The organism is Bradyrhizobium sp. WYCCWR 13022 (assembly GCF_030435535.1).
In the GTDB taxonomy this organism is placed as follows: Bacteria; Pseudomonadota; Alphaproteobacteria; order Rhizobiales; family Xanthobacteraceae; genus Bradyrhizobium.
In genome coordinates, this window is record NZ_JAUIZJ010000023.1 from 97,618 (window position 1) to 120,243 (window position 22,626).

The 22,626-nt window shown below is 65.5% G+C and carries 22 protein-coding genes and 1 tRNA gene; 17 read left to right on the forward strand and 6 right to left on the reverse strand.

The window, feature by feature from the left end; genetic code table 11:
• Positions 1 to 6: 6 nt before the first annotated feature.
• The 6 genes from QY049_RS27425 (at position 7) to QY049_RS27450 (ending at position 7,466) form a co-directional block, all read left to right on the forward strand.
• On the forward strand, positions 7 to 885 hold the full coding sequence (locus QY049_RS27425; protein ID WP_194479449.1) for a branched-chain amino acid ABC transporter permease: 879 nt from the start codon (positions 7 to 9) through the stop codon (positions 883 to 885).
• A gap of 2 nt (positions 886 to 887) precedes the next feature.
• A complete protein-coding gene (locus QY049_RS27430) occupies positions 888 to 1,907 on the forward strand; it encodes a branched-chain amino acid ABC transporter permease (protein ID WP_194479448.1) in 1,020 nt (339 codons plus the stop codon).
• A gap of 40 nt (positions 1,908 to 1,947) precedes the next feature.
• Positions 1,948 to 3,177, forward strand: coding sequence for an ABC transporter substrate-binding protein (locus QY049_RS27435; protein WP_258765044.1), 1,230 nt, complete (start codon positions 1,948 to 1,950; stop codon positions 3,175 to 3,177).
• Between the two features lie 118 nt (positions 3,178 to 3,295).
• Positions 3,296 to 4,522, forward strand: coding sequence for an ABC transporter substrate-binding protein (locus QY049_RS27440; protein ID WP_194479446.1), 1,227 nt, complete (start codon positions 3,296 to 3,298; stop codon positions 4,520 to 4,522).
• A 227-nt stretch (positions 4,523 to 4,749) separates the two neighbouring features.
• The gene (locus QY049_RS27445; RefSeq protein ID WP_258765043.1) at positions 4,750 to 5,979 is read left to right on the forward strand and encodes an ABC transporter substrate-binding protein; all 1,230 of its coding nucleotides are present in this window, start codon (positions 4,750 to 4,752) and stop codon (positions 5,977 to 5,979) included.
• Positions 5,980 to 6,182: 203 nt separating this feature from the next.
• On the forward strand, positions 6,183 to 7,466 hold the full coding sequence (locus QY049_RS27450; RefSeq protein WP_194479444.1) for a glycerate kinase: 1,284 nt from the start codon (positions 6,183 to 6,185) through the stop codon (positions 7,464 to 7,466).
• Positions 7,467 to 7,500: 34 nt separating this feature from the next.
• On the opposite strand, the gene QY049_RS27455 is transcribed toward QY049_RS27450, so the two are convergent.
• The gene (locus QY049_RS27455) at positions 7,501 to 8,022 is read right to left on the reverse strand and encodes a MarR family winged helix-turn-helix transcriptional regulator (protein ID WP_194479443.1); all 522 of its coding nucleotides are present in this window, start codon (positions 8,020 to 8,022) and stop codon (positions 7,501 to 7,503) included.
• Between the two features lie 178 nt (positions 8,023 to 8,200).
• Here QY049_RS27455 and QY049_RS27460 point away from each other — a divergent pair, with 178 nt between their 5' ends.
• The 3 genes from QY049_RS27460 to QY049_RS27470 are packed head-to-tail and all read left to right on the forward strand — an operon-like array spanning position 8,201 to position 11,746.
• On the forward strand, positions 8,201 to 9,241 hold the full coding sequence (locus tag QY049_RS27460) for a branched-chain amino acid ABC transporter permease (protein ID WP_194479442.1): 1,041 nt from the start codon (positions 8,201 to 8,203) through the stop codon (positions 9,239 to 9,241).
• Between the two features lie 7 nt (positions 9,242 to 9,248).
• Positions 9,249 to 11,018: an ATP-binding cassette domain-containing protein gene (locus QY049_RS27465; RefSeq protein ID WP_194479441.1), complete on the forward strand. Its 1,770-nt coding sequence runs from the start codon at positions 9,249 to 9,251 to the stop codon at positions 11,016 to 11,018.
• A complete protein-coding gene (locus tag QY049_RS27470; protein WP_258765042.1) occupies positions 11,015 to 11,746 on the forward strand; it encodes an ABC transporter ATP-binding protein in 732 nt (243 codons plus the stop codon). Before QY049_RS27465 ends, QY049_RS27470 begins: the two co-directional genes overlap by 4 nt.
• On the opposite strand, the gene QY049_RS27475 is transcribed toward QY049_RS27470, so the two are convergent.
• On the reverse strand, positions 11,743 to 12,282 hold the full coding sequence (locus QY049_RS27475) for a disulfide bond formation protein B (RefSeq protein WP_194479439.1): 540 nt from the start codon (positions 12,280 to 12,282) through the stop codon (positions 11,743 to 11,745). The two genes, QY049_RS27470 and QY049_RS27475, sit on opposite strands and share 4 nt — an antisense overlap.
• Positions 12,283 to 12,441: 159 nt before the next feature.
• Between QY049_RS27475 and QY049_RS27480 the strand changes: the two genes are divergently transcribed.
• Positions 12,442 to 12,526, forward strand: a tRNA-Leu gene (locus QY049_RS27480).
• A 118-nt stretch (positions 12,527 to 12,644) separates the two neighbouring features.
• Here the strand turns inward: QY049_RS27480 and QY049_RS27485 are convergent.
• Positions 12,645 to 13,106 (reverse strand): DUF6314 family protein, encoded by a 462-nt coding sequence (locus QY049_RS27485; RefSeq protein ID WP_258765041.1) that lies wholly within the window; start codon positions 13,104 to 13,106, stop codon positions 12,645 to 12,647.
• Positions 13,107 to 13,208: 102 nt separating this feature from the next.
• Here QY049_RS27485 and QY049_RS27490 point away from each other — a divergent pair, with 102 nt between their 5' ends.
• Positions 13,209 to 13,442: a hypothetical protein gene (locus QY049_RS27490; protein ID WP_258765040.1), complete on the forward strand. Its 234-nt coding sequence runs from the start codon at positions 13,209 to 13,211 to the stop codon at positions 13,440 to 13,442.
• Positions 13,443 to 13,448: 6 nt separating this feature from the next.
• Here QY049_RS27490 and QY049_RS27495 read toward each other — a convergent pair whose 3' ends face one another.
• The gene (locus QY049_RS27495) at positions 13,449 to 14,408 is read right to left on the reverse strand and encodes an AraC family transcriptional regulator (RefSeq protein ID WP_258765039.1); all 960 of its coding nucleotides are present in this window, start codon (positions 14,406 to 14,408) and stop codon (positions 13,449 to 13,451) included.
• Positions 14,409 to 14,707: 299 nt separating this feature from the next.
• On the opposite strand from QY049_RS27495, the gene QY049_RS27500 reads away from it, so the two are divergent.
• The 5 genes from QY049_RS27500 (at position 14,708) to QY049_RS27520 (ending at position 20,844) form a co-directional block, all read left to right on the forward strand.
• Entirely contained in the window at positions 14,708 to 14,950 is a 243-nt protein-coding gene (locus QY049_RS27500; RefSeq protein ID WP_194479435.1) for a hypothetical protein, read from the forward strand.
• Between the two features lie 25 nt (positions 14,951 to 14,975).
• Entirely contained in the window at positions 14,976 to 15,227 is a 252-nt protein-coding gene (locus QY049_RS27505) for a hypothetical protein (protein WP_194479434.1), read from the forward strand.
• 258 nt (positions 15,228 to 15,485) lie between these two features.
• Complete coding sequence (locus QY049_RS27510; protein WP_258765038.1) at positions 15,486 to 18,179, forward strand: DUF2235 domain-containing protein; 2,694 nt, start codon at positions 15,486 to 15,488, stop codon at positions 18,177 to 18,179.
• A gap of 77 nt (positions 18,180 to 18,256) precedes the next feature.
• Positions 18,257 to 18,928, forward strand: a complete 672-nt coding sequence (locus tag QY049_RS27515; protein ID WP_258765037.1) for a response regulator transcription factor — start codon at positions 18,257 to 18,259, stop codon at positions 18,926 to 18,928.
• Positions 18,925 to 20,844, forward strand: a complete 1,920-nt coding sequence (locus QY049_RS27520) for an ATP-binding protein (protein WP_258765036.1) — start codon at positions 18,925 to 18,927, stop codon at positions 20,842 to 20,844. The genes QY049_RS27515 and QY049_RS27520 overlap by 4 nt, the downstream gene beginning before the upstream one ends.
• Positions 20,845 to 21,009: 165 nt before the next feature.
• On the opposite strand, the gene QY049_RS27525 is transcribed toward QY049_RS27520, so the two are convergent.
• Positions 21,010 to 21,291, reverse strand: a complete 282-nt coding sequence (locus QY049_RS27525; RefSeq protein ID WP_194479430.1) for a hypothetical protein — start codon at positions 21,289 to 21,291, stop codon at positions 21,010 to 21,012.
• A gap of 234 nt (positions 21,292 to 21,525) precedes the next feature.
• On the opposite strand from QY049_RS27525, the gene QY049_RS27530 reads away from it, so the two are divergent.
• Complete coding sequence (locus QY049_RS27530) at positions 21,526 to 21,750, forward strand: cysteine rich repeat-containing protein (RefSeq protein WP_194479429.1); 225 nt, start codon at positions 21,526 to 21,528, stop codon at positions 21,748 to 21,750.
• Positions 21,751 to 21,871: 121 nt separating this feature from the next.
• On the opposite strand, the gene QY049_RS27535 is transcribed toward QY049_RS27530, so the two are convergent.
• The gene (locus QY049_RS27535) at positions 21,872 to 22,552 is read right to left on the reverse strand and encodes a hypothetical protein (protein ID WP_258765035.1); all 681 of its coding nucleotides are present in this window, start codon (positions 22,550 to 22,552) and stop codon (positions 21,872 to 21,874) included.
• Positions 22,553 to 22,626: the final 74 nt, after the last annotated feature.

Sequence of the window (22,626 nt, forward strand, 5' to 3'; positions counted from 1 at the left end):
GGCACGATGGACCTTTTTACCAACCAGGTGCTGGCCGGCATTGCCACCGGTGCCATCTACGCCTGCATGGCGCTCGCCGTCGTCATGATCTACCAGGCAATCGACCATCTCAACTTCGCGCAGGGCGAGATGGCGATGTTCTCGACCTTCGTGTCCTGGCAATTGATGCAGTGGGGCGTGCCCTATTGGGGCGCATTCGTGATCACGCTGGCGTTCGCCTTCGTCGGCGGCATCGTGATCGAGCGCGTCCTGTTCAAGCCGCTCGCCAAGGCGCCGATCCTGACCAATGTCGCAGGCTTCATCGCCCTGTTTTCGATCATCAACTCTTCGGCCGGGCTGATCTGGGACTTCACCATCAAGCAATATCCGACCCCGTTCGGATCCTCGCCGTTCCTAGGCAGCCAGCTCATCTCGACCCACCAGGCGGGCATGATCGGCGTGACCGTGCTGCTCTTGATCGGCCTGTTCTTCTTCTTCCAGTACACGCGGATCGGACTTGCGATGCGGGCCGCCGCCTCGCTGCCTGAATCGGCCCGTCTCGTCGGCATCAATACGAGCTGGATGATCGCGCTCGGCTGGGGCATGGCCTCCGCGATCGGCGCCATTGCCGGCATGCTGATCGCTCCGGTCGTGTTCCTCGAGCCCAACATGATGGGCGGCGTATTGCTCTACGGCTTCGCCGCGGCCGTGCTCGGCGGATTGACCAGCCCGTTCGGCGCCGTGGTCGGCGGTTTCCTGGTCGGCATCTTCGAGAACCTCGCCGGCACCTACATCCCCGGCGTCGGCAACGAGCTGAAACTTCCGATCGCGCTCGCGCTGATCATCTCCGTCCTGGTCGTCAAACCCGCTGGTCTGTTCGGCCGGCACATCGTCAAGCGAGTTTGATCATGAGCGCAGCAGAAGAAGTCGTCGCCGAAGGCCACGAGGCGGTCGAAGCCGTTCCGAAGCGGGCCATGACGCTGGGCACAGGCACCTCGGTGGTGGTGCTGTTGCTTCTCATCGCCGTTCCCTTGTTCGCGAAGAACTTCGTGATCTTCCAGCTGACCCAGCTCCTCTATCTGGGTCTCGCCGTGCTGGCCCTGAACATCCTGACCGGCGGCTCCGGCCAGTTCTCGCTCGGCCAGAGCGCGTTCTACGGCATCGGCGCCTACATCACCGCGGTGATGATGGAGCAGTTCAACATCCCCTACTTCCTCTGCCTGCCGGTCGCGGGCGTGCTTTGCTTCGGTGTGGGCTTCCTGTTCGGCCAGCCGGCGCTGCGGCTCTCCGGCGTGTACCTTGCGCTGGCGACCTTCGCACTGGCCACCGCGATGCCGCAGCTTCTCAAGCTGAACTTCCTCGAGCCCTGGACCGGCGGCGTGCAGGGCCTCGTCGTCACCAAGCCCGACGCGCCGTTCGGCCTGAAGATGTCGCAGGACATGTGGCTGTACTACTTCACGCTCGTCGTCGTGCTCGCGATCTACGTCGCCTCGGTGAACCTGCTGCGCTCCCGCTCGGGCCGCGCCTTCATGGCGATCCGCGACAACGAGATCGCGGCCTCCGCCATGGGCGTCAACGTCGCGCTCTACAAGACGCTCGCCTTCGGCGTCTCCGCCGCCATTACCGGCGTCGCAGGCGGCTTGAGCGCCATCGCGGTGCAGTTCGTCGCGCCCGACAGCTTCACCATCACGCTCGCGATCCAGCTGTTCCTCGGCATGGTCGTCGGCGGCGTCGGCTGGCTGCCAGGCTCGATCGTGGGCGCGGCCTTCATCATCTTCGTGCCGAACATCGCGGAAGGCATCTCCAAGGGCCTCTCCGGCGCCGTGTTCGGCGTGCTCCTGTTCCTCGTCATCTACCTCGTGCCGCATGGCGCGAGGCAACTCGCGATCCTGGGCCAGCAACTCGCAGGCAGGCTCAGGAAAAACTGACCTCATCGTCAAGACTGTCGCTTTAACCAAGGAGACCCAATTGCCTTTCGGAAGAACACTGCGAACCGCCGCACTTGCAACGGCGGTCGCGACACTCGCCTCCAGCGCTGCCCTCGCCCAGAAGAAATACGACACCGGCGCGTCCGATACCGAGATCAAGATCGGCAACATCATGCCGTACAGCGGTCCGGCGTCGGCTTACGGCATCATCGGCAAGACCGAAGAAGCCTATTTCAAGATGATCAACGACAAGGGCGGCATCAACGGCCGCAAGATCGTCTACGTCACCTATGACGACGGCTATTCACCGCCAAAGGCCGTGGAGCAGGTCCGCAAGCTGGTGGAGAGCGACGAGGTGCTCGCCGTGTTCAACCCGCTCGGCACGCCCTCGAACACCGCGATCCAGAAGTACCTCAACGCCAAGAAGATCCCGCAGCTGTTCGTCGCCACCGGCGCGACCAAGTGGAACGACCCGAAGAACTTCCCCTGGACCATGGGCTGGCAGCCCTCCTACCAGAGCGAAGCGCAGATCTACGCGAAGTGGCTGATGAAGGAGAAGCCCGACGCCAAGGTCGCGATCCTCTACCAGAACGACGATTTCGGCAAAGACTACCTCAAGGGCACCAAGGACGGTTTCGGCGCCAAGGCTGCGTCCGCGATCATCATGGAGGAGAGCTACGAGGTCTCCGAGCCGTCGATCGACGGTCACATCGTCAAGATCAAGGCCGCCAATCCGGACGTGCTCTTGATCTATACGACGCCGAAATTCGGCGCCCAGACCATCAAGAAGACGGCCGAACTCGGCTGGAAGCCGCTCCAGATCATCACCAACGTGTCGTCCTCGGTCGGCAGCGTGATGAAGCCGGCGGGCTTCGAGGCCGCGCAGGGCGTGCTGTCTGCGACCTACGCCAAGGACGGCAGCGATCCGCGCTGGAACGACGATGCCGGAATGAAGAAATGGGTCGGGTTCCTCGACAAGTACATGCCCGGTGTCGACAAGACCGACTCCAGCGTCGTCTACGGCTACGGAGCCGCCCAGACGCTGGTCAAGGCGCTGGAACAGTGCGGCGACGATCTCACCCGCGCCAATTTGATGAAGCAGGCGGCAAGCCTGAAGGATTTCGAGCCGGACACCCTGCTGCCCGGCATCAAGATCAACACCGGACCGACCGACTTCGCCCCGATCAGCCAGTTGCAGATGCAGCGCTTCAAGGGCGAGAAGTGGGAACAGTTCGGCGACATCATGAGCGGTGACGTAGCCCCGGAATAATCGTCGTCGCCATAGTCCAGGCCAACGAAGCCCCCGCGAGCCATCGCGGGGGCTTTTTGTTGACGCCGAGCATCAAACTTGTTCAATGCGACGCCGATCCAGTTGGGGTAGGAGAGCAATGGCTGCCGTTCGATTTCAGGTTGCGACGCTTTCGGTCGCATTCGCGTTGTGCACTGCGATGAGCAACCCCGCACTGGCGCAAAAGACCTACGACAGCGGCGCTTCCGATACCGAGATCAAGATCGGCAACATCATGCCCTATAGCGGCCCGGCCTCCGCCTATGCCGCGATCGGCAAGGCCGAGGAAGCCTATTTCAACAAGATCAATGCCGAGGGCGGCATCAACGGCCGCAAGATCAAGTTCATCTCGTATGACGATGCCTATTCGCCGCCGAAGACGGTGGAGCAGGCGCGCAAGCTGGTCGAGAGCGACAACGTGCTCCTGATCTTCGGCTCGCTCGGCACCTCCACCAACGGCGCCATCCGCAAGTACATGAACGAGAAGAAGGTACCGCAATTGTTCGTGGCGAGCGGCGCCTCGAAGTGGAACGATCCGAAGCAGTATCCGTGGACCATGGGCTGGCAGCCGAGCTACGCGAGCGAAGCCAAGATCTATGCCAAGTACATCATGAAGGAGAAGCCGGACGCAAAGATCGGCGTGCTCTTCCAGAACGACGATTTCGGCAAGGACTACCTCAAGGGGCTGAAGGACGGGCTCGGCGACAAGGCCTCGATGATCGTGATGGCGGAGCCCTACGACACCTCGGAGCCTGCCGTCGACGAGCACGTCGTCAGGCTGAAGACCGCCGGCGCCGACGTCTTCATCAGCATCACCACGCCGAAATTCGCAGCCCAGGCCATCAAGAAGGCGGCCGAGATCAATTGGCACCCGATCCACATCGTCTCCAACGTCTCGACTTCGGTCGGCGGCGTGATCGAGCCCGCAGGCTACGAGATCTCGCAAGGCATCTTGTCGGCGAGCTACGTCAAGGACGGCTCCGACCCGCAATGGAATGCCGATGACGGCATGAAGAAATTCTACGATTTCATCGCGCAATACGATCCGAAGGGCAACAAGCTCGATGCCGGCGTGGTGTTCGGCTATGCCGCCGCTCAGACCATGGTGAAGGTGCTGCAGATGTGTGGCGACAACCTCACCCGCGACAATGTCATGAAGCAGGCGGCGGCGTTGAAGGATTTCGCGCCCGATACGCTGCTGCCGGGCATCACGATCAACACCACACCCGACGATTTCGCACCGATCAAGCAGCTCCAGATGATGCAGTTCAAGGGCAAGGCCTGGGAATTGTTCGGCGACATCATTTCGAGCGACACCAGCCACTGACGGCAACTCAGAATAGTTCGACATCCCTCTGGCAACTCAAGACCGTCTCGTCCTTTCGCAGTTGCACAGGCGTCCCTGACTACTAAAGACGCAGCCCCTGCGACCACGTCGCGGGGGCTTTCTGTTGAAGCCCTCAGGCAAATCGTATTGAATTGCGGCTGCGCGGCTCAAAAACAATCACGGCAAGAAAAGGAGCGCACACACACAAAGAAAATAGGGAGATTGGAATGCCCGCTGTCACCGGCAAGCTTGCGGCCGCGTCACTCGCGCTCGCGCTCATCGCGGCCACGACGTCCACTGCGTCGGCCCAGAAGAAATACGATACCGGCGCGACCGATACCGAGATCAAGATCGGCAACATCATGCCCTACAGCGGACCGGCCTCCGCCTACGGCATCATCGGGCGGACCGAAGCCGCCTATTTCAAGAAGATCAACGACGAAGGCGGCATCAACGGCCGCAAGATCAACTTCATCTCCTATGACGACGCGTACTCGCCGCCGAAGACGGTGGAGCAGGCCCGCAAGCTGGTCGAGAGCGACGAGGTGCTGTTCATCTTCAACTCGCTCGGTACGCCGCCGAACTCGGCGATCCACAAATACATGAACACCAAGAAGGTGCCGCAGCTGTTCGTGGCCACCGGCGCCACCAAGTGGAACGACCCGCAGAACTTCCCGTGGACGATGGGCTGGCAGCCCAACTACCAGAGCGAGACGCAGATCTACGCAAAGTGGCTGCTCAAGCACAAGCCGGACGCCAAGATCGCGGTGCTCTACCAGAACGACGATTACGGCAAGGACTATCTGAAGGGCCTCAAGGACGGCCTCGGCGCCAAGGCGTCCTCGATGATCGTTGCGGAGGAAAGCTACGAGACCTCCGAGCCGACCATCGATAACCACATCGTGAAGCTCAAGTCGACCGGCGCCGACGTGTTCATGAACATCACGACGCCGAAATTCGCCGCGCAGGCGATCAAGAAGAACGCCGAGATCGGCTGGAAGCCGCTGCACTTCCTCAACAACGTCTCGGCTAACGTCGGCAGCGTGATGAAACCCGCCGGCTTCGAGAACGGCCAGGACATCATCTCGGCCGACTACCTCAAGGACGCGTCGGATCCGGAATGGAACAACGATCCCGGCATGAAGGATTTTCTCGCCTTCATGGGCAAATACTTCCCTGAGGGCGACAAGCTCGACAAGGGCACCATCGTCGGCTACGCGGTGGCGCAGACGCTGGTCCAGGTGCTGAAGCAGTGCGGCGACAATCTCACGCACGAGAACATCATGAAGCAGGCCGCGAGCCTCAAGAACTTCCGCACCGAGTTGCTGCTGCCGGGCATCCAGATCAACACCGGCCCGAACGACTTTGCACCGATCAGCCAGCTCCGGCTCGAGAAGTTCAAGGGCGAGAAATGGGAACTGTTCGGCGACGTGATCAGCGCCGACGCCGGCGGCTAAGCCCTATCTGAATTGCGACGCTAGTGGCCCCCTGCGATCATCTCGCAGGGGGTTTTGCCAGGCGCCGATTATCATCACGCGATTGCACAATCGAATGATGGTAAAGCCTGCTTACCCTTTTGCGCCCGATGCGCTAGGCAGGGGCATGGCGACGTTCTCGCCACAGCTCTAGTCTGCTCACGAGTCTGCCGAAGGCCATCGTCATGACCGACCGACGCCCCCTGCTCCGCGCGCTCTACGACGCCGCCGTTGCCGCCGCTCATCCGAGCACGATCCTCGCACCTCACCTGCGTCCGGCGCCCAAGGGGCGCGTGATCTGCCTTGCCGCCGGCAAAGGCGCCGCAGCGATGGCCGCGGCTGCGGAGCGGCACTACCTCGACACGCTCGAGCTCGCGCCGGAGCGGCTCGTCGGCATCGCCACCACGCGCCACGGCTATGGCGTGCCGACGCGCCGCATCCGCGTCGTCGAAGCCGGTCATCCCGTCCCTGACGAGGCCGGCCTCAAGGGCGCGGCCGACACGCTCGCGCTGGCGGGGGAGGCTGGGCCTGACGATCTGCTGCTGGTGCTGCTCACCGGCGGCGGTTCGGCGAACTGGATCGCGCCGGTGGACGGCATCAGCTTCGCGCAGAAGCAGGCGGTCAACAAGGCGCTGCTGCGCTCGGGCGCGCCGATCGGCGAAATGAATATCGTGCGCAAGCATCTCTCGCGCATCAAGGGCGGGAGGCTCGCGCGCGCCGGCAAGAACGCCGCCGAGATCGTGACGCTCGCGATCTCGGACGTGCCGCATGACGATCCCTCCGCGATCGCCTCGGGCCCGACCGTGCCCGATCCGACCACGCTCGCGGACGCACGCGCGATCGTCGCAAAGTACAAGCTCGCGATCGACGATGCCGTAGCCCGCGCGCTCGACGATCCCGCCAATGAAAGCTGCAAGCCGGGCGACGCCGCCTTCGCCCGCGCGCATTTCGAACTGATCGCGCGGCCCAAGCAGTCGCTCGACGCCGCGGTGAAGCTCGCGAAAGACGCCGGCTACGAGACCATCGATCTCGGCGCCGATCTCGAGGGCGAGGCGCGCGAGGTCGCCGCCGGTCACGCGAAACTCGCGCTTGCCGCGCGCGCGCAGGGCAAGCGCGTCGCCATCCTCTCCGGCGGCGAGCTCACGGTCACCGTGCGCGGCAACGGCCGCGGCGGCCCCAACCAGGAATACGCGCTGGCGCTGGCCGCTCTGCTGAAGGACACGCCCGACATCTCGGCGCTTGCCGGCGATACCGACGGCGCCGACGGCGGCGCCGGCCATCCCACCGATCCCGCCGGCGCGCTCATCGACGCCGCGACGTTTGCGAAGATGAAGGCGCAGGGGCTTCAGCCGCAGGCCTATCTGGACAACAACGACGCGACGACGTTCTTCGAGGCGACGGGGGATCTGCTGACGCCCGGCCCGACGCTGACCAATGTGAACGACGTCAGGGTGATCTTGGTGGATTGAGGCGCCTGCCTGCCCGGCGCCATGGCCGGGCGCGTCAAAACTCGTTGGCGATCTTCGAGAGCATCTCCAGCAGCGCCTCGCGGTTGGCCTGCCCGAGCAGTTCGTTGAGCCGCGACTCGTGCTTGGTGGCGACGAGCTTCTTGGCACGCGTCAGCACGGCCTTGCCCTTGTCGGTCAGCACAAGAATGTGCGAGCGGCGGTCGTTGGTGGAGCGGATCCGGGCGCAGAGATCGCGGCTCTCGAGATTGTCGAGCATGGCGACGAAATTCGGCCGGAGGATGCCGAGGGTGGAGGCGATCTCGGTCTGGTTACGCCCGGGGTTCTTCTCCACCAGCAACAGCACCGAGAACTGCGCCGGCGTCAGCTGGAGCGAGGCCATGCAGCGCAGAAAATTCTCGAACACCTTGAGCTGCGCCCGCTTCAGCACGTAGCCGAGCTGCTCGGAGAGTTCGCCGAGCTGGAGGGCTTCGGGCACGCCTTCGGGCGCATCCTTGCGCCCCTTGGTCGCATCGGAAGCCTTTTCAGAGGACTTTTCGGCGGTTTTGGAAACGGTCATCGCCTCGTGCTCGTAATCCCGCTAAATTCGGGACGGGTCGTCCGCCCACCCTTGATGTTATATTTGATAATTGTTATGGACCATATCAAATATCGTCAGCGTAGATCAATGGCTGTGAACGGACCATCCACCGCAATCGCGCAGGACCGGTCCGGATCTTAAGGGGGAGCGTCCGGTCTTGAACACCACCATCATGCTGTTCCTGCTGCAGGACGGCATCACCAATGGCGCCATCTATGCGCTGCTCGGCCTGGCGCTGGTGCTGGTGTTCGCCGTCACCCGCGTCATTCTCATCCCCCAGGGCGAGTTCGTCACCTATGGCGCGCTGACCTATGCCTCGCTGGCTTCCGGCCAGATGCCCGGCACGGCCCAGCTGGCGCTGGCGATGGGCATCGCGGCCTGCGCCTTCGACCTGTTCGTGGCCCGCAAGACGCTGCATGGCCGGCTGATCCTGCGCAGCGTGCTCGCCAACGTCGTTCTGCCGGCCATCGTGCTGGCGCTGACGATTTACTTCGCAGCACAGAAGCCGCCGGTCGCGATCTGCATCGCGCTGTCGCTGGTGATCGTCGCCATGATCGGGCTCTATCTCTACCGCATCGCGTTCCAGCCACTGGCACACACTTCGGTTCTGGTGCTGCTGATCGCCTCGGTCGGCGTGCATCTGGCGCTTCAGGGGCTGGGCCTGCTGTTCTTCGGCGCCGAGGGCCAGCGCGGACCTGCGGTGCTCTCCGGCGCCTTCACGGCGGGCTCGCTGCGCTTCACCGGCCAGAGCCTCACCGTCTATGGCATCACCATCGCCTTCATCGTCGGGCTCTGGCTGTTCTTCGGCCTGACGCTCTACGGCAAGGCGCTGCGCGCCACCGCCGTCAACCGGCTGGGCGCACGGCTTGCCGGCATCCGCACCACGCTATCGGGCCAGATCGCCTTCCTGCTGGCGTCCGTCATCGGCGCGCTGTCGGGCATCATGATCGTGCCGATCACGACGCTCTACTATGACAGTGGCTTCCTGATCGGCCTGAAGGGCTTCGTCGCGGCGATCATCGGCGGCCTCGTCAGCTACCCCCTCACCGCCGTCGCGGCGCTGTTCGTCGGCATCGTCGAGGCGTTCTCGTCCTTCTATGCCTCCAACTACAAGGAGGTGATCGTGTTCATGCTCCTGATCCCCGTGCTGCTGCTGCGCTCGCTCGCTGCGCCCGCGGTCGAAGAAGAGAAGGACTGAGGCCAAGATGCAGAGCCGGCTTCCCATCCTCGTCTTCGCGCTTCTCATGGCGGCGATCCCGTTCGTCCCGGGCATGCCGCCGTTCTGGATCGTGCTGCTCGACAATATCGGCCTCTCCGCACTGGTCGCGATGGGTCTCGTGCTGCTGACCGGCGTCGGCGGCCTGACCTCGTTCGGCCAGGCCGCCTTCGTCGGCTTCGGCGCCTACACCACGGCGGTGCTGACGACGGCCTACGGCCTGTCGCCCTGGCTGACACTGCCGCTGTCGCTCGTGGTCAGCGGCCTGTTCGCGGTGCTGCTCGGCCTGATCACCGTCCGCCTCTCCGGCCATTATTTGCCGCTGGGCACGCTCGCCTGGGGACTCGGCCTGTTCTACCTCTTCAGCAAGCTGGAATTCCTCGGGCGCAACGACGGCGTCTCGGCAATTCCGCCGCTGTCGATCGGCACGTTCAGGATGCTCTCGCCCGATTCGATCTACTACGCGATCTGGGTCGCCGTCCTGATCTCGGCCCTTCTCACCATGAACCTGCTGGACTCCCGCACCGGCCGCGCCATCCGCGCGCTCAGGCGCGGCCATGTCGCAGCCGAAGCGTTCGGCGTGCACACGCCGCGCGCCAAGCTGCTGGTGTTCATCCATGCCGCCGTGCTCGCCGGCCTCTCCGGCTGGCTCTATGCCCACCTCCAGCGCGCCGTGACGCCGACGCCGTTCGGCGCCCATGCCGGCATCGAATATCTCTTCATCGCGGTGGTCGGCGGCGCCGGTTACGTCTGGGGCGGCGTGCTGGGCGCGGCGATCGTCGTGATCCTGAAAGAGGTGCTGCAAAGCTATCTGCCGCTGATCCTGCCCGGCTCCGGCCAGGTCGAGACCATCGTGTTCGGCATCATGCTGGTGGCGCTGTTGCAGCTCGCTCCCGGCGGCGTCTGGCCCTGGCTGATGTCGTTGCTGCCCGAGGCGACCCGCGGCAAGAAGCCCGACACCTCGCTGCCGCTGGAGCAGCGCCCCCGTTCGCCCGGCCAGTCCAGCATCCTTCTCCAGGTCGAGAAGGCGCGCAAGCAATTCGGCGGCGTGGTCGCGGTCAACAACGTCTCCTTCGACGTCCAGGCCCGCGAGATCGTCGCGCTGATCGGCCCCAACGGCGCCGGCAAGAGCACGACCTTCAACCTGATCACCGGCGTGCTGTCGGCGACGTCGGGTTCGATCTCGGTGCTCGGCAGGAAGGTCGATCGCGCGCCGCCGCAGGAGATCGTCAAGCTCGGCATCAGCAGGACCTTCCAGCACGTCAAGCTCGTCCCCGACATGACGGTGCTGGAGAATGTCGCGATCGGCGCCCATCTGCGCGGCCAGTCCGGCCCGCTCGCCTCGATGCTGCGGCTCGACCGCGCGGACGAGGCAAAACTGCTCGCGGAAGCCGCCCGCCAGATCGAGCGTGTCGGCCTTGCCGACCAGATGCATCAGCTCGCAGGATCGCTGTCGCTCGGCCAGCAGCGCATCGTCGAGATCGCGCGCGCGCTGTGCGTCGATCCGATGCTGCTGCTGCTCGACGAGCCCGCCGCCGGCCTGCGCCACATGGAGAAGCAGCAGCTTGCGAAACTGCTGCGCGACCTGCGCGACGGCGGAATGTCCGTCCTTTTGGTCGAGCACGACATGGGTTTCGTGATGAACCTCGCCGACCGCATCGTGGTGCTCGATTTCGGCACCAAGATCGCCGAAGGCACGCCCGCCACGATCAAGACCAATCCCGAAGTGATCAAGGCCTATCTCGGAGTGGCGGCATGAGCGCGTTGTTGTCCGTCACCGACGCGCATGTCGCCTATGGCAAGGTCGAGGCGGTGCGCTCGGTGGCGCTCGATGTCGGCGAGAACGAGATCGTCACCATCGTCGGCGCCAACGGCGCCGGCAAGACCACGCTGCTCTCGGCCATCATGGGCATCCTGCCGCTGAAGGGCCGCGTCGCCTTTGCCGGCCAGGACCTCGCCCAGCTCGACATCGAGGACCGCGTCGCGATGGGGCTCGGCCTCGTGCCGGAGCATCGCGAATTGTTCGTCACCATGAATGTCGAGGACAATCTCGAGCTGGGCGCCTTCCGCATCGAGAAGAGCCGGGCCAAGGCCTCGATCGAGCGGATCTACACGCTGTTTCCGCGCCTCAAGGAGCGCCGCAAGCAGCTCGCCGGCACCTTGTCCGGCGGCGAGCAGCAGATGCTGGCGATGGGGCGCGCGCTGATGGGCGAGCCAAAGCTGCTGATGCTGGACGAGCCGAGCCTCGGTCTCGCGCCGATCATCGTCGCCGACATATTCCGCATCGTCACCGAGCTACGCGCCAGCGGCGTCTCCGTGCTGCTGGTCGAGCAGAACGCGCAGGCTGCGCTGAAGATCGCCGACCATGCCTATGTGATGGAGCTCGGCGAGTTCGTGCTCAGCGGCAAGGCCAGCGACATCGCGGCGAATGAGCGGGTGGCGGCGAGCTATCTCGGCTTCCAGCACGAAGGCGCGAGCACGATCTAGCGGCTCGCGGTCCGCACAAGACCCCAGCCGGCGATCGCGGCCATCAGCAGCGAGATCAGCACATTGTAGCCGGCGAGCGAGAGGCCGAGGAAGCGCCATTGCACCTCGTCGCAGCGCACCACCTTGACGGTGTCGAGCCGTGACAAGAGATCCCCGGCGCTGCCGAGATTGACCACCGGTCCGGTGCAATCGGTCGGCCCCTTCCAGAGGCCCCATTCGACACCGGAGTGGTAGGCGCCGAGCCCGGCATTGGCGAGCGCCGCAAGGGCGAGGATCGCCAGCCCCGCCAGCAGCAACGGCCGCGGCGCGCCGCTTCGCGCCGCCAGCGCCGTGAGCGCACCGAGCGGGATCGCGAGATAATAGGCATAGCGCTGCTCGAGGCAGAGCGGACAGGGCAGGATGTCCAGGACGAGCTGGAAGAACCAGGCGCCCGCGATCGTCGCCGCCGCGATCAGGGTGACGGCCAGCGAAGCGGTCAGCGCAGGTGCGCCGGCAGCGGGGCGAAACGCAGGTATTGCGGCACTCTGGGTCGTCACGGCAGCCTCTTGCGGATAGGGCGTGGTTTATGGCTCTACCCCCGGCCCGGGTCCCTGTCGAGAACGTCAGGGATCACTTTGGCGCGGGTTGACCCCGCCCTTGCCATGGCTATAGTCCGCCGGCTTCGCGACGCCCTCCATCGGAGGGGCCGACCGAGGGCCCCTGTGGCGGAACTGGTAGACGCGCTCGACTCAAAATCGAGTTCCGCAAGGAGTGCTGGTTCGATTCCGGCCAGGGGCACCACGCTTCGCCCGTTCGGGCTTTGCGTGGCGCGGCGCGCAAGACCGAACGGGCGAAGCCTGTCCCGCGAAGCCTCTTGAAGATGGACTTTCATAGACCTCCGCGAAGCCGCAGCCACGCCTCACGCCACCCGCGTATAGGTCGTCACCATCGTGTAGTCCTTGCGAGGACCCGACACCACGTGACGAATGACGAAGCGACCGTCGCCGCGAAAGGTGTAACCCGACTGATAATGATCGAGATTGCAGAGATGGCCGGCGCTTCCACTCAAGGCGCCGCCACCGGATGCAGCGAGCTCGATCGCATGGAAGAGGCGCGGCGGGGTCTCCTTGAAGAAGACCTCGAATCCGCGGTCGCCCTTGCGGAAAATATACTCGCGCTCCGCCTCGAGCTCGGTGCCGTCTTGGAGCCTCAAGCGTCCCTGCTCGCGATAGGCCAGGCTCTCCGCGTCCAACGGCGTGAAGGTCGCGATGCCTTGCATGCTCCCATGGCCTTCGATGACCCGGCTGAACGACCAGGCGCCGGCCAGCCGCACCGTCACCTGCGACGCATCACACCAAGCATCGGTCACAGTTTCGTTCATGTCCTCTGGACCCAACGGTATCCGGTCGAGGCGGCGCCTTCGACTTCTCCGGGCGAATACCTATATCCTGAGGCGAACGCGTGTCGATGCAGCGAGCATGTGATGGCCAGGAGACCCACGACCGATACGGAGGCCGACGGCCTGCCGAGCTATTTCGTCTGGGTCCGCGGCCTCGACGGGCCGGAGCCACAGAAATGGGTCGACATGGATTTCGGCGTGGGCGACTGGAAGCGGCCGCTGGTGCTGGCCTGGCTGGAGCTGCCGGCGGACGAGCGGCGCCTGCCGCTGTCGATGCTGGCGCGGCGATATCCGCCGCCGAAGGTGGAGACGCTTTAAGCGCATTCACTTGCCCCGCGCCGCGGTCGGGGTCAGCCCGAACCGGCGGCGAAAGCAGCGGTTGAAATAAGAGAGATCGTTGAAGCCGCAGGCAAAGGCGATGTCGCTGATGCGGCCTTCGCGATGGGCGAGCAGGTCGGCAGCCTTGCGCAGCCGCAATTCGGTCAGGCGCGCGGTGAAGCCGGCGCCGGCCTCGAACAGGAGCTCGTTGACATAGCGCTCGGAAAGACCCGCTGCATTGGCGAGCTTTTGCGCGGAAAAATCCGGCTCGTGGAAGCGCGCTTCGAGGATCGACAGCACGGCCTTGAGCCGCACCGCGCGCAGACCCCGGCGCCGTGCCGCGGCCGCGATGTCGCTGCGCGCGCCGAGGCCAATCGCGGCGAGATCGAGCAGGTGAGACGCGATCGCCATGCCGGCCTCGTCGGCGGCCGTCGGATGGCGAAGCAAGAGATCGCTGTAGTCCATCACCAGCGACAGCGCGCCGCCGGGCTCGAGCTCACAGCCGACGAGGTCGTCGACGTCGGCGACCATCGCGCGCAGTGAATCGACCGGCAGATGCACATTGGTGAAGCGCTTCCGGCTCGCGCCGTCGGCGGCGAAGAACGGCTCGTCCAGCTTGAGCAGCACCATCGATCCCGGCCGCATGGTGAACTCGCGACCGCGATGGATCACCTGCGAGGCACGGTCGCCGGTGTTGCGCACGAGGCAGAAGCGATCGTCCCCGGTCTCGATCACCTGGCGCTTTTCCCGCCGCACCGTGACGAAGCTGCCGTCGCAGCGGCCGAGCATGGTGGTGCCGATGTGGATCGAGTTCATCGCGGCGCGAAACGGTACGTCGGACGCCGGATCGAGCTCTCCGGTGTTGGAAAAATGCTCGAACAGCTCGGCGAAGCGGATGAAGCGCTGCCGGTCGGACAGACCTGTCGGCAACATCTCGGTCGAGAGCGACTTCCTGATGACGGACATCGACGACTTTTCGAGAATGGCTTTTCTGAGTTTCTAAAAAAACGCTTGAACGCCCGCCGAACTTCGCACGCCGGACATGAACGCCCGCTGACAACCGGCGCGTGCAAGCTATCAGCACGCCGACATGAATCAAGCTGCGCCGGTCAGTCCAAGCCGGACCACCTCCGGCGCCGGACAGTCCAAGACCGCCCGCACATCCCCATCCTATTCAATCTGTGGATGCGACATCCCGCCACACGCGAATCGCGTCCGGGCAACCGGGCGGCCCCGGCCTGACGCCCGCTGGAGGAGACATCGACATGCGAACCTCTCTACCCCGCAGCCTCGTGCTCGGCGGCGCCATCGCGACCAGCCTCTGCGTCGGCTACGCGCTCGGCGCGCAACCGCACATGGACCAGGCCATCGCGATCCTGCAATCGGCCCGCGTCGAGCTCGCCAAGGCCGAGCCCAACAAGGGTGGCCATCGCGAACGGGCGCTGGGGCTGATCGACCAGGCGGTCGCCGAAGTGCGCGCCGGCATCACGTTCGCAGCCACCCATTGACGCCAGACATCAGGGAGCAGGACGCATGATACGGATCACTCTTTTCGCGGCGCTCGCGCTCGGCGCGATCGCCAGCTCTGCCGAAGCCATGCCGCCGGCGCCGTTCGGCGCGCAAGGCCGTGACGATGTCATCGCCGTCGCCGGCGGCTGCGGCGCCGGCTGGCACCGCGGCCCCTATGGCGGCTGCCTGAGAAACTACGCCAATCCCGCCGCGCATGTCTGTCCGCGCGGCTACCATATCGGCCCCGGCGGCGCCTGCCGCGGCAACGGCAAGTAACGGCCGGCCGACCCGCGCCTTTCAATCGCGGCCGCTTCGCAATCAGGAAAAATGCCCGGGCTTGCCCGGGCATTTTTTTCGCCGATTGTGGCGCAGATCATACTGGCAGGGCGCGGGACGGCGCGATCCTTCTTGCTACCTTAGCGTGATTGTGGGCGAAATACATCCATTCCCTGATGGCGAAGCCACTGATTGAATTTCCGGGATGCCGCCCGAGCAGGGCTGAAGACATCCTCAGCTGAATTTTCGGAGGAATCCATGACGCACCAGGACGTGGCGCTGCATGACGGGCCCGCAAGGGTGGAGCATACGCACGACGATCCGGATGCCGACACGCCCGCGACCGTCGCGCAGAAAGGGCGCAAGCTGGTGCTGTTCGCCGACGGCACCGGCAACGCCTTCACGACCCAGGAATCCAGCGTCTGGCGGCTCTACGAGGCGCTCGACCATACCCAGCCCGACCAGATCGCCTACTACATCAAGGGTGTCGGCACCGCCGGCTGGGCGCCGCTCGCAGCCCTCGACGGCGCCACCGGCATCGGCGTGCCCGCCAACGTCCGCAAGCTGTATCGCTTCCTGTGCTGGAACTGGCGCGAGGGCGACGAGATCTACATCTTCGGCTTCAGCCGCGGCGCCTTCACCGCGCGCACGCTGGCGGCGCTGATCGCCAGCCAGGGTCTGGTGCCGGCGGTGATCGACAAGGTGGCCGTGTCGCATGCGGAGATGCAGCGCAACACGATGGCCGCCTGGCGAAAGTACCGCGAGGAGTCCGTCGGCTATTACAGCCTGCCAACGATCTGGTTGGCGCGCTGGCTGCGCAACGTCGTGATCTATCTCTATCACTTCCTTCTCAGGCATCGCTCCTATGCCAGCGTTCGCGAAGCGATGGACGGGCGCAAGGAGGTCAAGATCGAATTCCTCGGACTGTTCGACACGGTCGAGGCGTTCGGGGTGCCAGTCGAGGAGCTCCGTGTCGCGATCGACTGGGCGATCTGGCCGATCTCGTTCCGAAACTACCGGCTTTCCGACAAGGTGAAACACGCCTGCCACGCACTCGCGCTCGACGACGAACGCACGACCTTTCACCCGTTGCGCATCGATCAGGCCAATCTTGCCGAGGGGCAGATCGTCAAGGAAGTGTGGTTCGCCGGCGTGCATTCCGACATCGGCGGCGGCTATCCGGAATCCACGCTGTCGTTCGTGCCGCTGGTGTGGATGGCCGAGCAACTCCGCGACCAGCTCCGTTTCCAGGACGGCACGATCGAGCATTTCCGCGAGTACCAGTCGGCGATCGGGCCGATGCACGATTCACGCAGCGGCGCCGGCGTGCTGTACCGCTACGGCCCGCGGCCGATCCACGACCGCATCGAGGATGGCGGACCGCCGGTGGTGCACTTCGGCGTGGTCGAACGGATGCTGCATGGGTGCGACAATTACGCGCCGCTGATGCTCCCAGCCAATGCCCGGGTGCTGCTGCCGGATGATCAGGTGCTGCCGCTCACGCGGGACGAAACGCGCAAGGCCATGAGATCCGCCTACGCGAAGCGGCAAGGCGACCGCCACAAGGCGGCGGAAGCCGACGCCTTCATGGCAATGAGTCCGCCGAATTCCGAGATGGTGCGGCAAGTCCTCGACACCGTGTGGTGGCGCCGGGTGGCTTATTTCTCGCTGGTCATCGCGCTCATCATCTTCGCCGCATGGCCCTGGATCGCACGCACCGTCGTCGGATCGTCCAAGGCGCACGGTCTCGAAAACACCACGCTGCTCAAAGTGATCACGGCGATCGATAACGGCACGAGCACGGTCATCAAGCCGTTCGCCGATCTGGTTTCGAGCGTGCTGCCGTCTTATGTGGCGCCGTGGCTTGCCATCGCACTCTATTATCCCACGCTCACCACCGTGCTCGTCATCATCATCCTAATCGCGTGGAACAGGAATGCGACGCTGCGCGACAGCATACAGGAGCGCGCCCGACTAGCCTGGTACCGGCCAGACCGGATGGCCTCGCGAAAGCGGGTCAGCAAGTCCGGCTGGCTGCTCGCGATCGGCCGCTGGATGCGGCTGCATGCCTGGCCGGTGCGGATGGCCTTCACCAACGTACTGATGCCGGCGGTTTTCCTCGCCGCCATCTTCGGCTCCGGACTGCTGCTCCTGTCCCGCGGCTATTTCGACTGGCGCGCAGGCGTCGGCGATTTCTGCAAGAGCAGCGCATCGACGCAAGCTGTCGGCGATACGCCGGTGACGGCGCGCGACGGCGAGTTGTTCGACGTCGGCGATTTCTGCTGGCCAAGCCGCCTCGCGGTCGAGAAGGGCCGCAAATACCGTGTCTGGATCCAGATGGCCGATCCGTGGTTCGACCGCACCATCATGACCGGTCTGAACGGATTCACCACACCGCCCGATTTGACCCACCGCCTCGCCGTCCCGATCCTGCGCCTCCGGGGCGCCGACTGGTTCCAGCCGGTCGTGCGGATCGGCGCGCGCGGATCTTACGATCTGCCGCTGCAAGCCATCAACGGAGTGCCGGCGAGCGAGCTGCCGCGGCGGGTCAACGCCACGGTGCCGGCCTATGATGACGACAGCAAGGACAACTACCCCATCCACGTCGAGGACTCCGCCGAGTTCAAGCAACCGGGCAGCGAATTGAGCCGCGTCTGGAAACCGTTCGGGGATTTCGAGCCGATCCCGGATGCGGCGCTGCCGGCGGCGCGCGCACTTTGGCGCAAGCAGGGATTGTCCGAGTTGTTGGTCGCGGAGTTCGAGGCCCCCGAGGCCGGCGAGCTGTTCTTCTACGTCAATGATGCCGTCCAGATCTTCCCGCGCCTCATGACCACGCGGCATGCGCCGCGCTGGCTCGTTCCGGTCCAGGGCCGGCGCGTCCAGTTCTACAAAAACAACAGCGGAACGGCGACGATCCGGGTGCAGCGGTTGCCAGCGCCGCCGCCCCCATGATTATGGGTGTCGCGCGCGCGGCACCGCGGCTAAGCTTGGCTGCACGCCGCGGGGGACACGCGGCCGGGACCATGATCATGACGGACCAGGGCGAGACCGGTGAAGCCATCACCATCCTCCTCGTCGAAGACGACGCACCGACCTGCTGGCGGCTTCAGGACGCGCTGGTGAAGGCCGGCCACGACGTGCGCACGGGCGGCACGCTCGGTGAGGCCCGGAGCGCGCTCGCAGGGAGCGCACCGCGCGTACTGCTGACCGATCTGCGGCTGCCCGACGGTCACGGCATCGAGCTGATCCGCGAGACCAGGCGGCGCTTTCCCGACACCGAGATCATGGTGATCTCGGCGCTGGGCGACGAGGAAAGCGTGATCTCCGCCATCACCGTCGGCGCCACCGGCTATCTGCTCAAGGACGCCTTCCCGACCGACATCGCCACCACCGTGCGCGATCTGGTCGCCGGGCATTCGCCGATCTCGGCCTCGATCGCGCGCTTCATCGTGCGGCGAACCCAGAATTCGGCCGAGCCGCCACCGGGCCCCGCACTCAACACCGCAAGGCTCACGCCGCGCGAGATCGACATTCTCTGGGGCATCGCCAAGGGCTTCAGCTACGCCGAGATCGCGAGCCATCTCGGCCTGTCCCGGCAGACCGTGCCCGGCCACATCAAGAACATCTATCGCAAGCTCGAGGTGCACACGCGCAGCGAAGCGGTGTTCGAGGCGGTGCAGCAGGGCCTGATCAAGCTGTGAGCGAGATCGCCGCGAAGGCCGTGGTATCCCGGCGCAGGCTGCGGCTCGCGCGCATCGTGCCGTATCTGCTGCTCCAGATCCTGATCGTGATCGCCATCGTCCTCGGGCTGCGGCTGCTCGAGCCGCGAGACCCCGATGGTTTTGCCGTGAGCGAGTTCTCGCTGCGCGAAGCCGGCACGACACGCCCCGTGACGTTGCCGCATTTCACGGCGTCGCGCTATTCGCTCGCCGATCCGCCGCTCTATTCCGGCAAGTTCCTCTTGAAGCGGGATGGCGCCAACACGACCTGGTCGGTCTTCCTGCCGCGCTTCAGCAACGGCGTGGAGGTCGCGGTCAATGGCGTCGTGATCCTGGACTCCCGGCACGATCCCACCGCCAACCGGCCTGACCGCAACACGCCCGAAATCGCGGTCATCCCCGCCTCGCTGCTGCGCGAGGGCAGCAACGACATCAACGTGCGGCTGTTCGTCTGGGGACCGCTGCTCGGCTTCCTCGACACCGTCTATGTCGGCCCGGATGCGGCCTTGCGCCCGGCCTACGAGACCCGCACGCTGCTGTTCGTGACGCTGCCCGTGGTGTTCTCCGCCTGGCAGTCGATCCTCGCCGTCATCCTCGCCATCATGTGGCTGATGCGGCGCCACGAGCCGGTCTATGGCGTGCTCGCGACGGCGATGGTGCTCGGCGTGGTGCAGGCCTTCCTGACGCCGCCGGTGCCGCCGGCCACCTCGTCCCGCCTGGCCGGAGTGCTGCTCTCCTCCGCACCGATCGAGAGCGCGCTGATCGTGGCGTCGGCCGTGCTCTTCCTCGGCTGGCGCTGGCCGCGCTACGGCGTGCTGCTGTTCGTGCCCGGGCTCATCGTGATCGCCGGCGGCCTCATCGCAGGGCCGCCCCTGCCGCGCATTCTCTTCATGCTTTTGGGTATCCCAACGGTCGGGTTCTGCCTGGTGCTGATGGCCGGCATCGCGGCCTACGCCGTGCTCCGACGACAGGACGTCGTCAGCTTCGCGCTCGGCTGCGCGGCGACCATCGTGCTGACCTGCTGGGTCCACGACATGCTGTCGGTGTTCGAGATCATGCCCAACGAACGCACCTTCGTCTCGCGACTGTCCTATTCCGCGCTGCTGATTGCGATCGGCGCCGGCCTGACCTGGCGCTTCGCCCGCGCGCTGAACCAGGTCGACAGCTTTGCCGGCCAGCTCGTTGCGCGGGTGCGCGAGGCCGAGGAGCGGCTGAAGACGAGCTTTGCCCGCGAGGAGGCGCGCGCCCGGGCCGCAGCGCTGGCCAACGAGCGCACGCGGCTGATGCGCGATTTGCATGACGGCCTCGGCGGCCAGTTGATCAGCATCGTTGCGCTCTCCGAGCGTGGGCACGAGGGCGCGACCATCACGGATGCTGCGCGCGCCGCGCTGAAGGATCTGCGCCTCGTCATCGATTCCATGGACGACATCGGCGGCGACCTCATGCTTGCGCTCGGCTCCTGGCGCGAACGCGCGGCGATGCAGTTGCGGCCGCATGACATCGCGCTCGAGTGGCGCGTGGCAACGCCGCAAGGCCTGCCGCTGCATCCCGAACTGCGGCCCTGGCACGTCATCCAGATCGTACGCATCCTGGACGAGGCCGTGACCAACGCGGTCAAGCACGCCGCTGCGCGCCACATCATCGTGACCATCGAGACACGTGATGACGGCGAGGGACCGTACGGTGTGATCAGCGTCGCCGACGACGGCCGCGGCTTTGCACTTGGTGACGACGGCGAAGCGGCGGGCGCGAGCCAGACAGCGCGCGGCCTGCGCAACATGAAAGGCCGTGCCACGCGCTGTGGCGCGGTGCTCGATCTGAATTCGGATACCTCAGGCACGCAGGTGCGGCTGCAATTGCCGAGGGTCTTTCCCGACAGCGACGTGGCCGCGGTCTGAAAAGCCCCCTCCCCGGACGCATCGGACGTGCGGGGAGAGGGGACGGGCCGGGATTTGGCTTGCGAAGGACGGGGGGTTCGTTCGCAGGCTCGCTTGCAGAGCTCCCTTGGCCCGAAGCCTTTCCTCCACTCTCCCCGCAAGCGGGGCCAGGTGAAGAGGTGGCGCTTAGCGCACGCCGACGCGATTGACCGGGCCGCCGCGATTCATCGGCGTGCCGGCGCGGACGCCGACGCCGGGCGCGCCTATGCCGGGTGTTGCCACGGCCGCGGCCGCAACCGGCGCAACGACCACCGCCGCAGGCGGCCGCACCACGCAACCCTTGGGCACGCCGACCGTCTTGCAATAGACCACCGCCTGCGCCGGGCTCGTGCCCAGCGACACCGTGGCCGCACCCGCCAGCATCATCACCGTCAGCCCGACGCTCAGCGCTCCCAGTTTGTTCGACATCTCGCTCTCCTGCTTCCCGTTCGGCGCCCCGGTGCAATCACCTGATCTCGCAGCCGACGTGCAGCCTCAATGGCAAAAGACGCCGCGCCAAGACATGCCATGAAGATGGGGGTGCAGCAGGCCAGCCTCCGAACCGATGCCATGAACATGGCATGGACCGGCCATGGATCTCCGCGAGATGGTCCGCTCGCCCGATCCCGAGCGGGACCGATCGCAATTGCAAAGAGGTGCCTTATGAAGACTACGGTTCTTGCCGCACTGCTGCTCACCGCCGCCATCATGCCCGCCGCGGCACAATCCGGCCCGACGCCGCAGGAGCAGATGGCCTGCCGCAGTGACGCCGGCAAGTTCTGCGCCGAGCACATCGGCAAGCCGCCGCAGATGAACGCCTGCCTGCGCGAGAACAAGGCGAAGCTTTCGGACGGCTGCCGCAAGGTGGTGGAGTCACACGGTGGGTGACGTTTCCTGCTTCTCTCGTTGCGGGAGCAGGCGGCATGGCGGCCGACGGCCTCCGTCTCCGTGAACGCCGAAGCGAAGCTTGGGCTATGCCGCTTCACGTTCGCGTGCGTGGTACCGGTCGCTAGTCGTCGTCATCGGGGCCAAACATCCGGATCTGCGGGAGGCCGCCGCGCGGGCGGCTGGCATAGTCGCGCGCATCGGAATCCTCGCGGACGCTGCGCGCGACATCATCCCAATCGGTCTGGTCGCGCGCCGCACGCGCATCGCGCTGTTCATAGCGGCGACGCTCGGCCCAGCGTTCGTGCCGGCTCGCCCGCCGGCGCTCCGCTGCGGCACGCTTGACGTCGGAATTGCTGGCTCTGGCATAGGCATTCTCGGCAGAGGATGCGGGCTCCGTCGAGGCCTGCTGCTCAGCGGGCTTCGTCGCTTGCGAAGGCGATGGCGCCGGCTTGGGCGGTTCGACGGCTGCGGTCTGCGCAGGCGGCGACGTGTCCGCTTTGGCTGAAGTGGTCCCTGCATCGGGCTTCGCATCCGGCTTGGCTTCGCTCTGCGCCTGAACCGGTGCGGCGATCATCGTGGTGAACGCCTGCGACCCCGTGATGTACTGCACGCGCTCCGAGGGCGCATTGGTCGCGGCCGGCGCGTTGGCTTCCGCGCGCTGCGCCGTCTTGCTGGTGTCGGGCCCCTGCTTGGGCGCGATCGGATTCATGATATTGCCGGCAACGATGCCGCCGCCGAGACCAATGGCGATGGCGGCGACGATCGTTCCGGCACCGACGAAATAAGCTGTCGAGGCACGCATTGGCCCACTCCCTGTTTGGAGCGGGCAACGCGGCAGGATTGCCGGATGTTCCTGAAGGACGCAGTTCCTGTGAC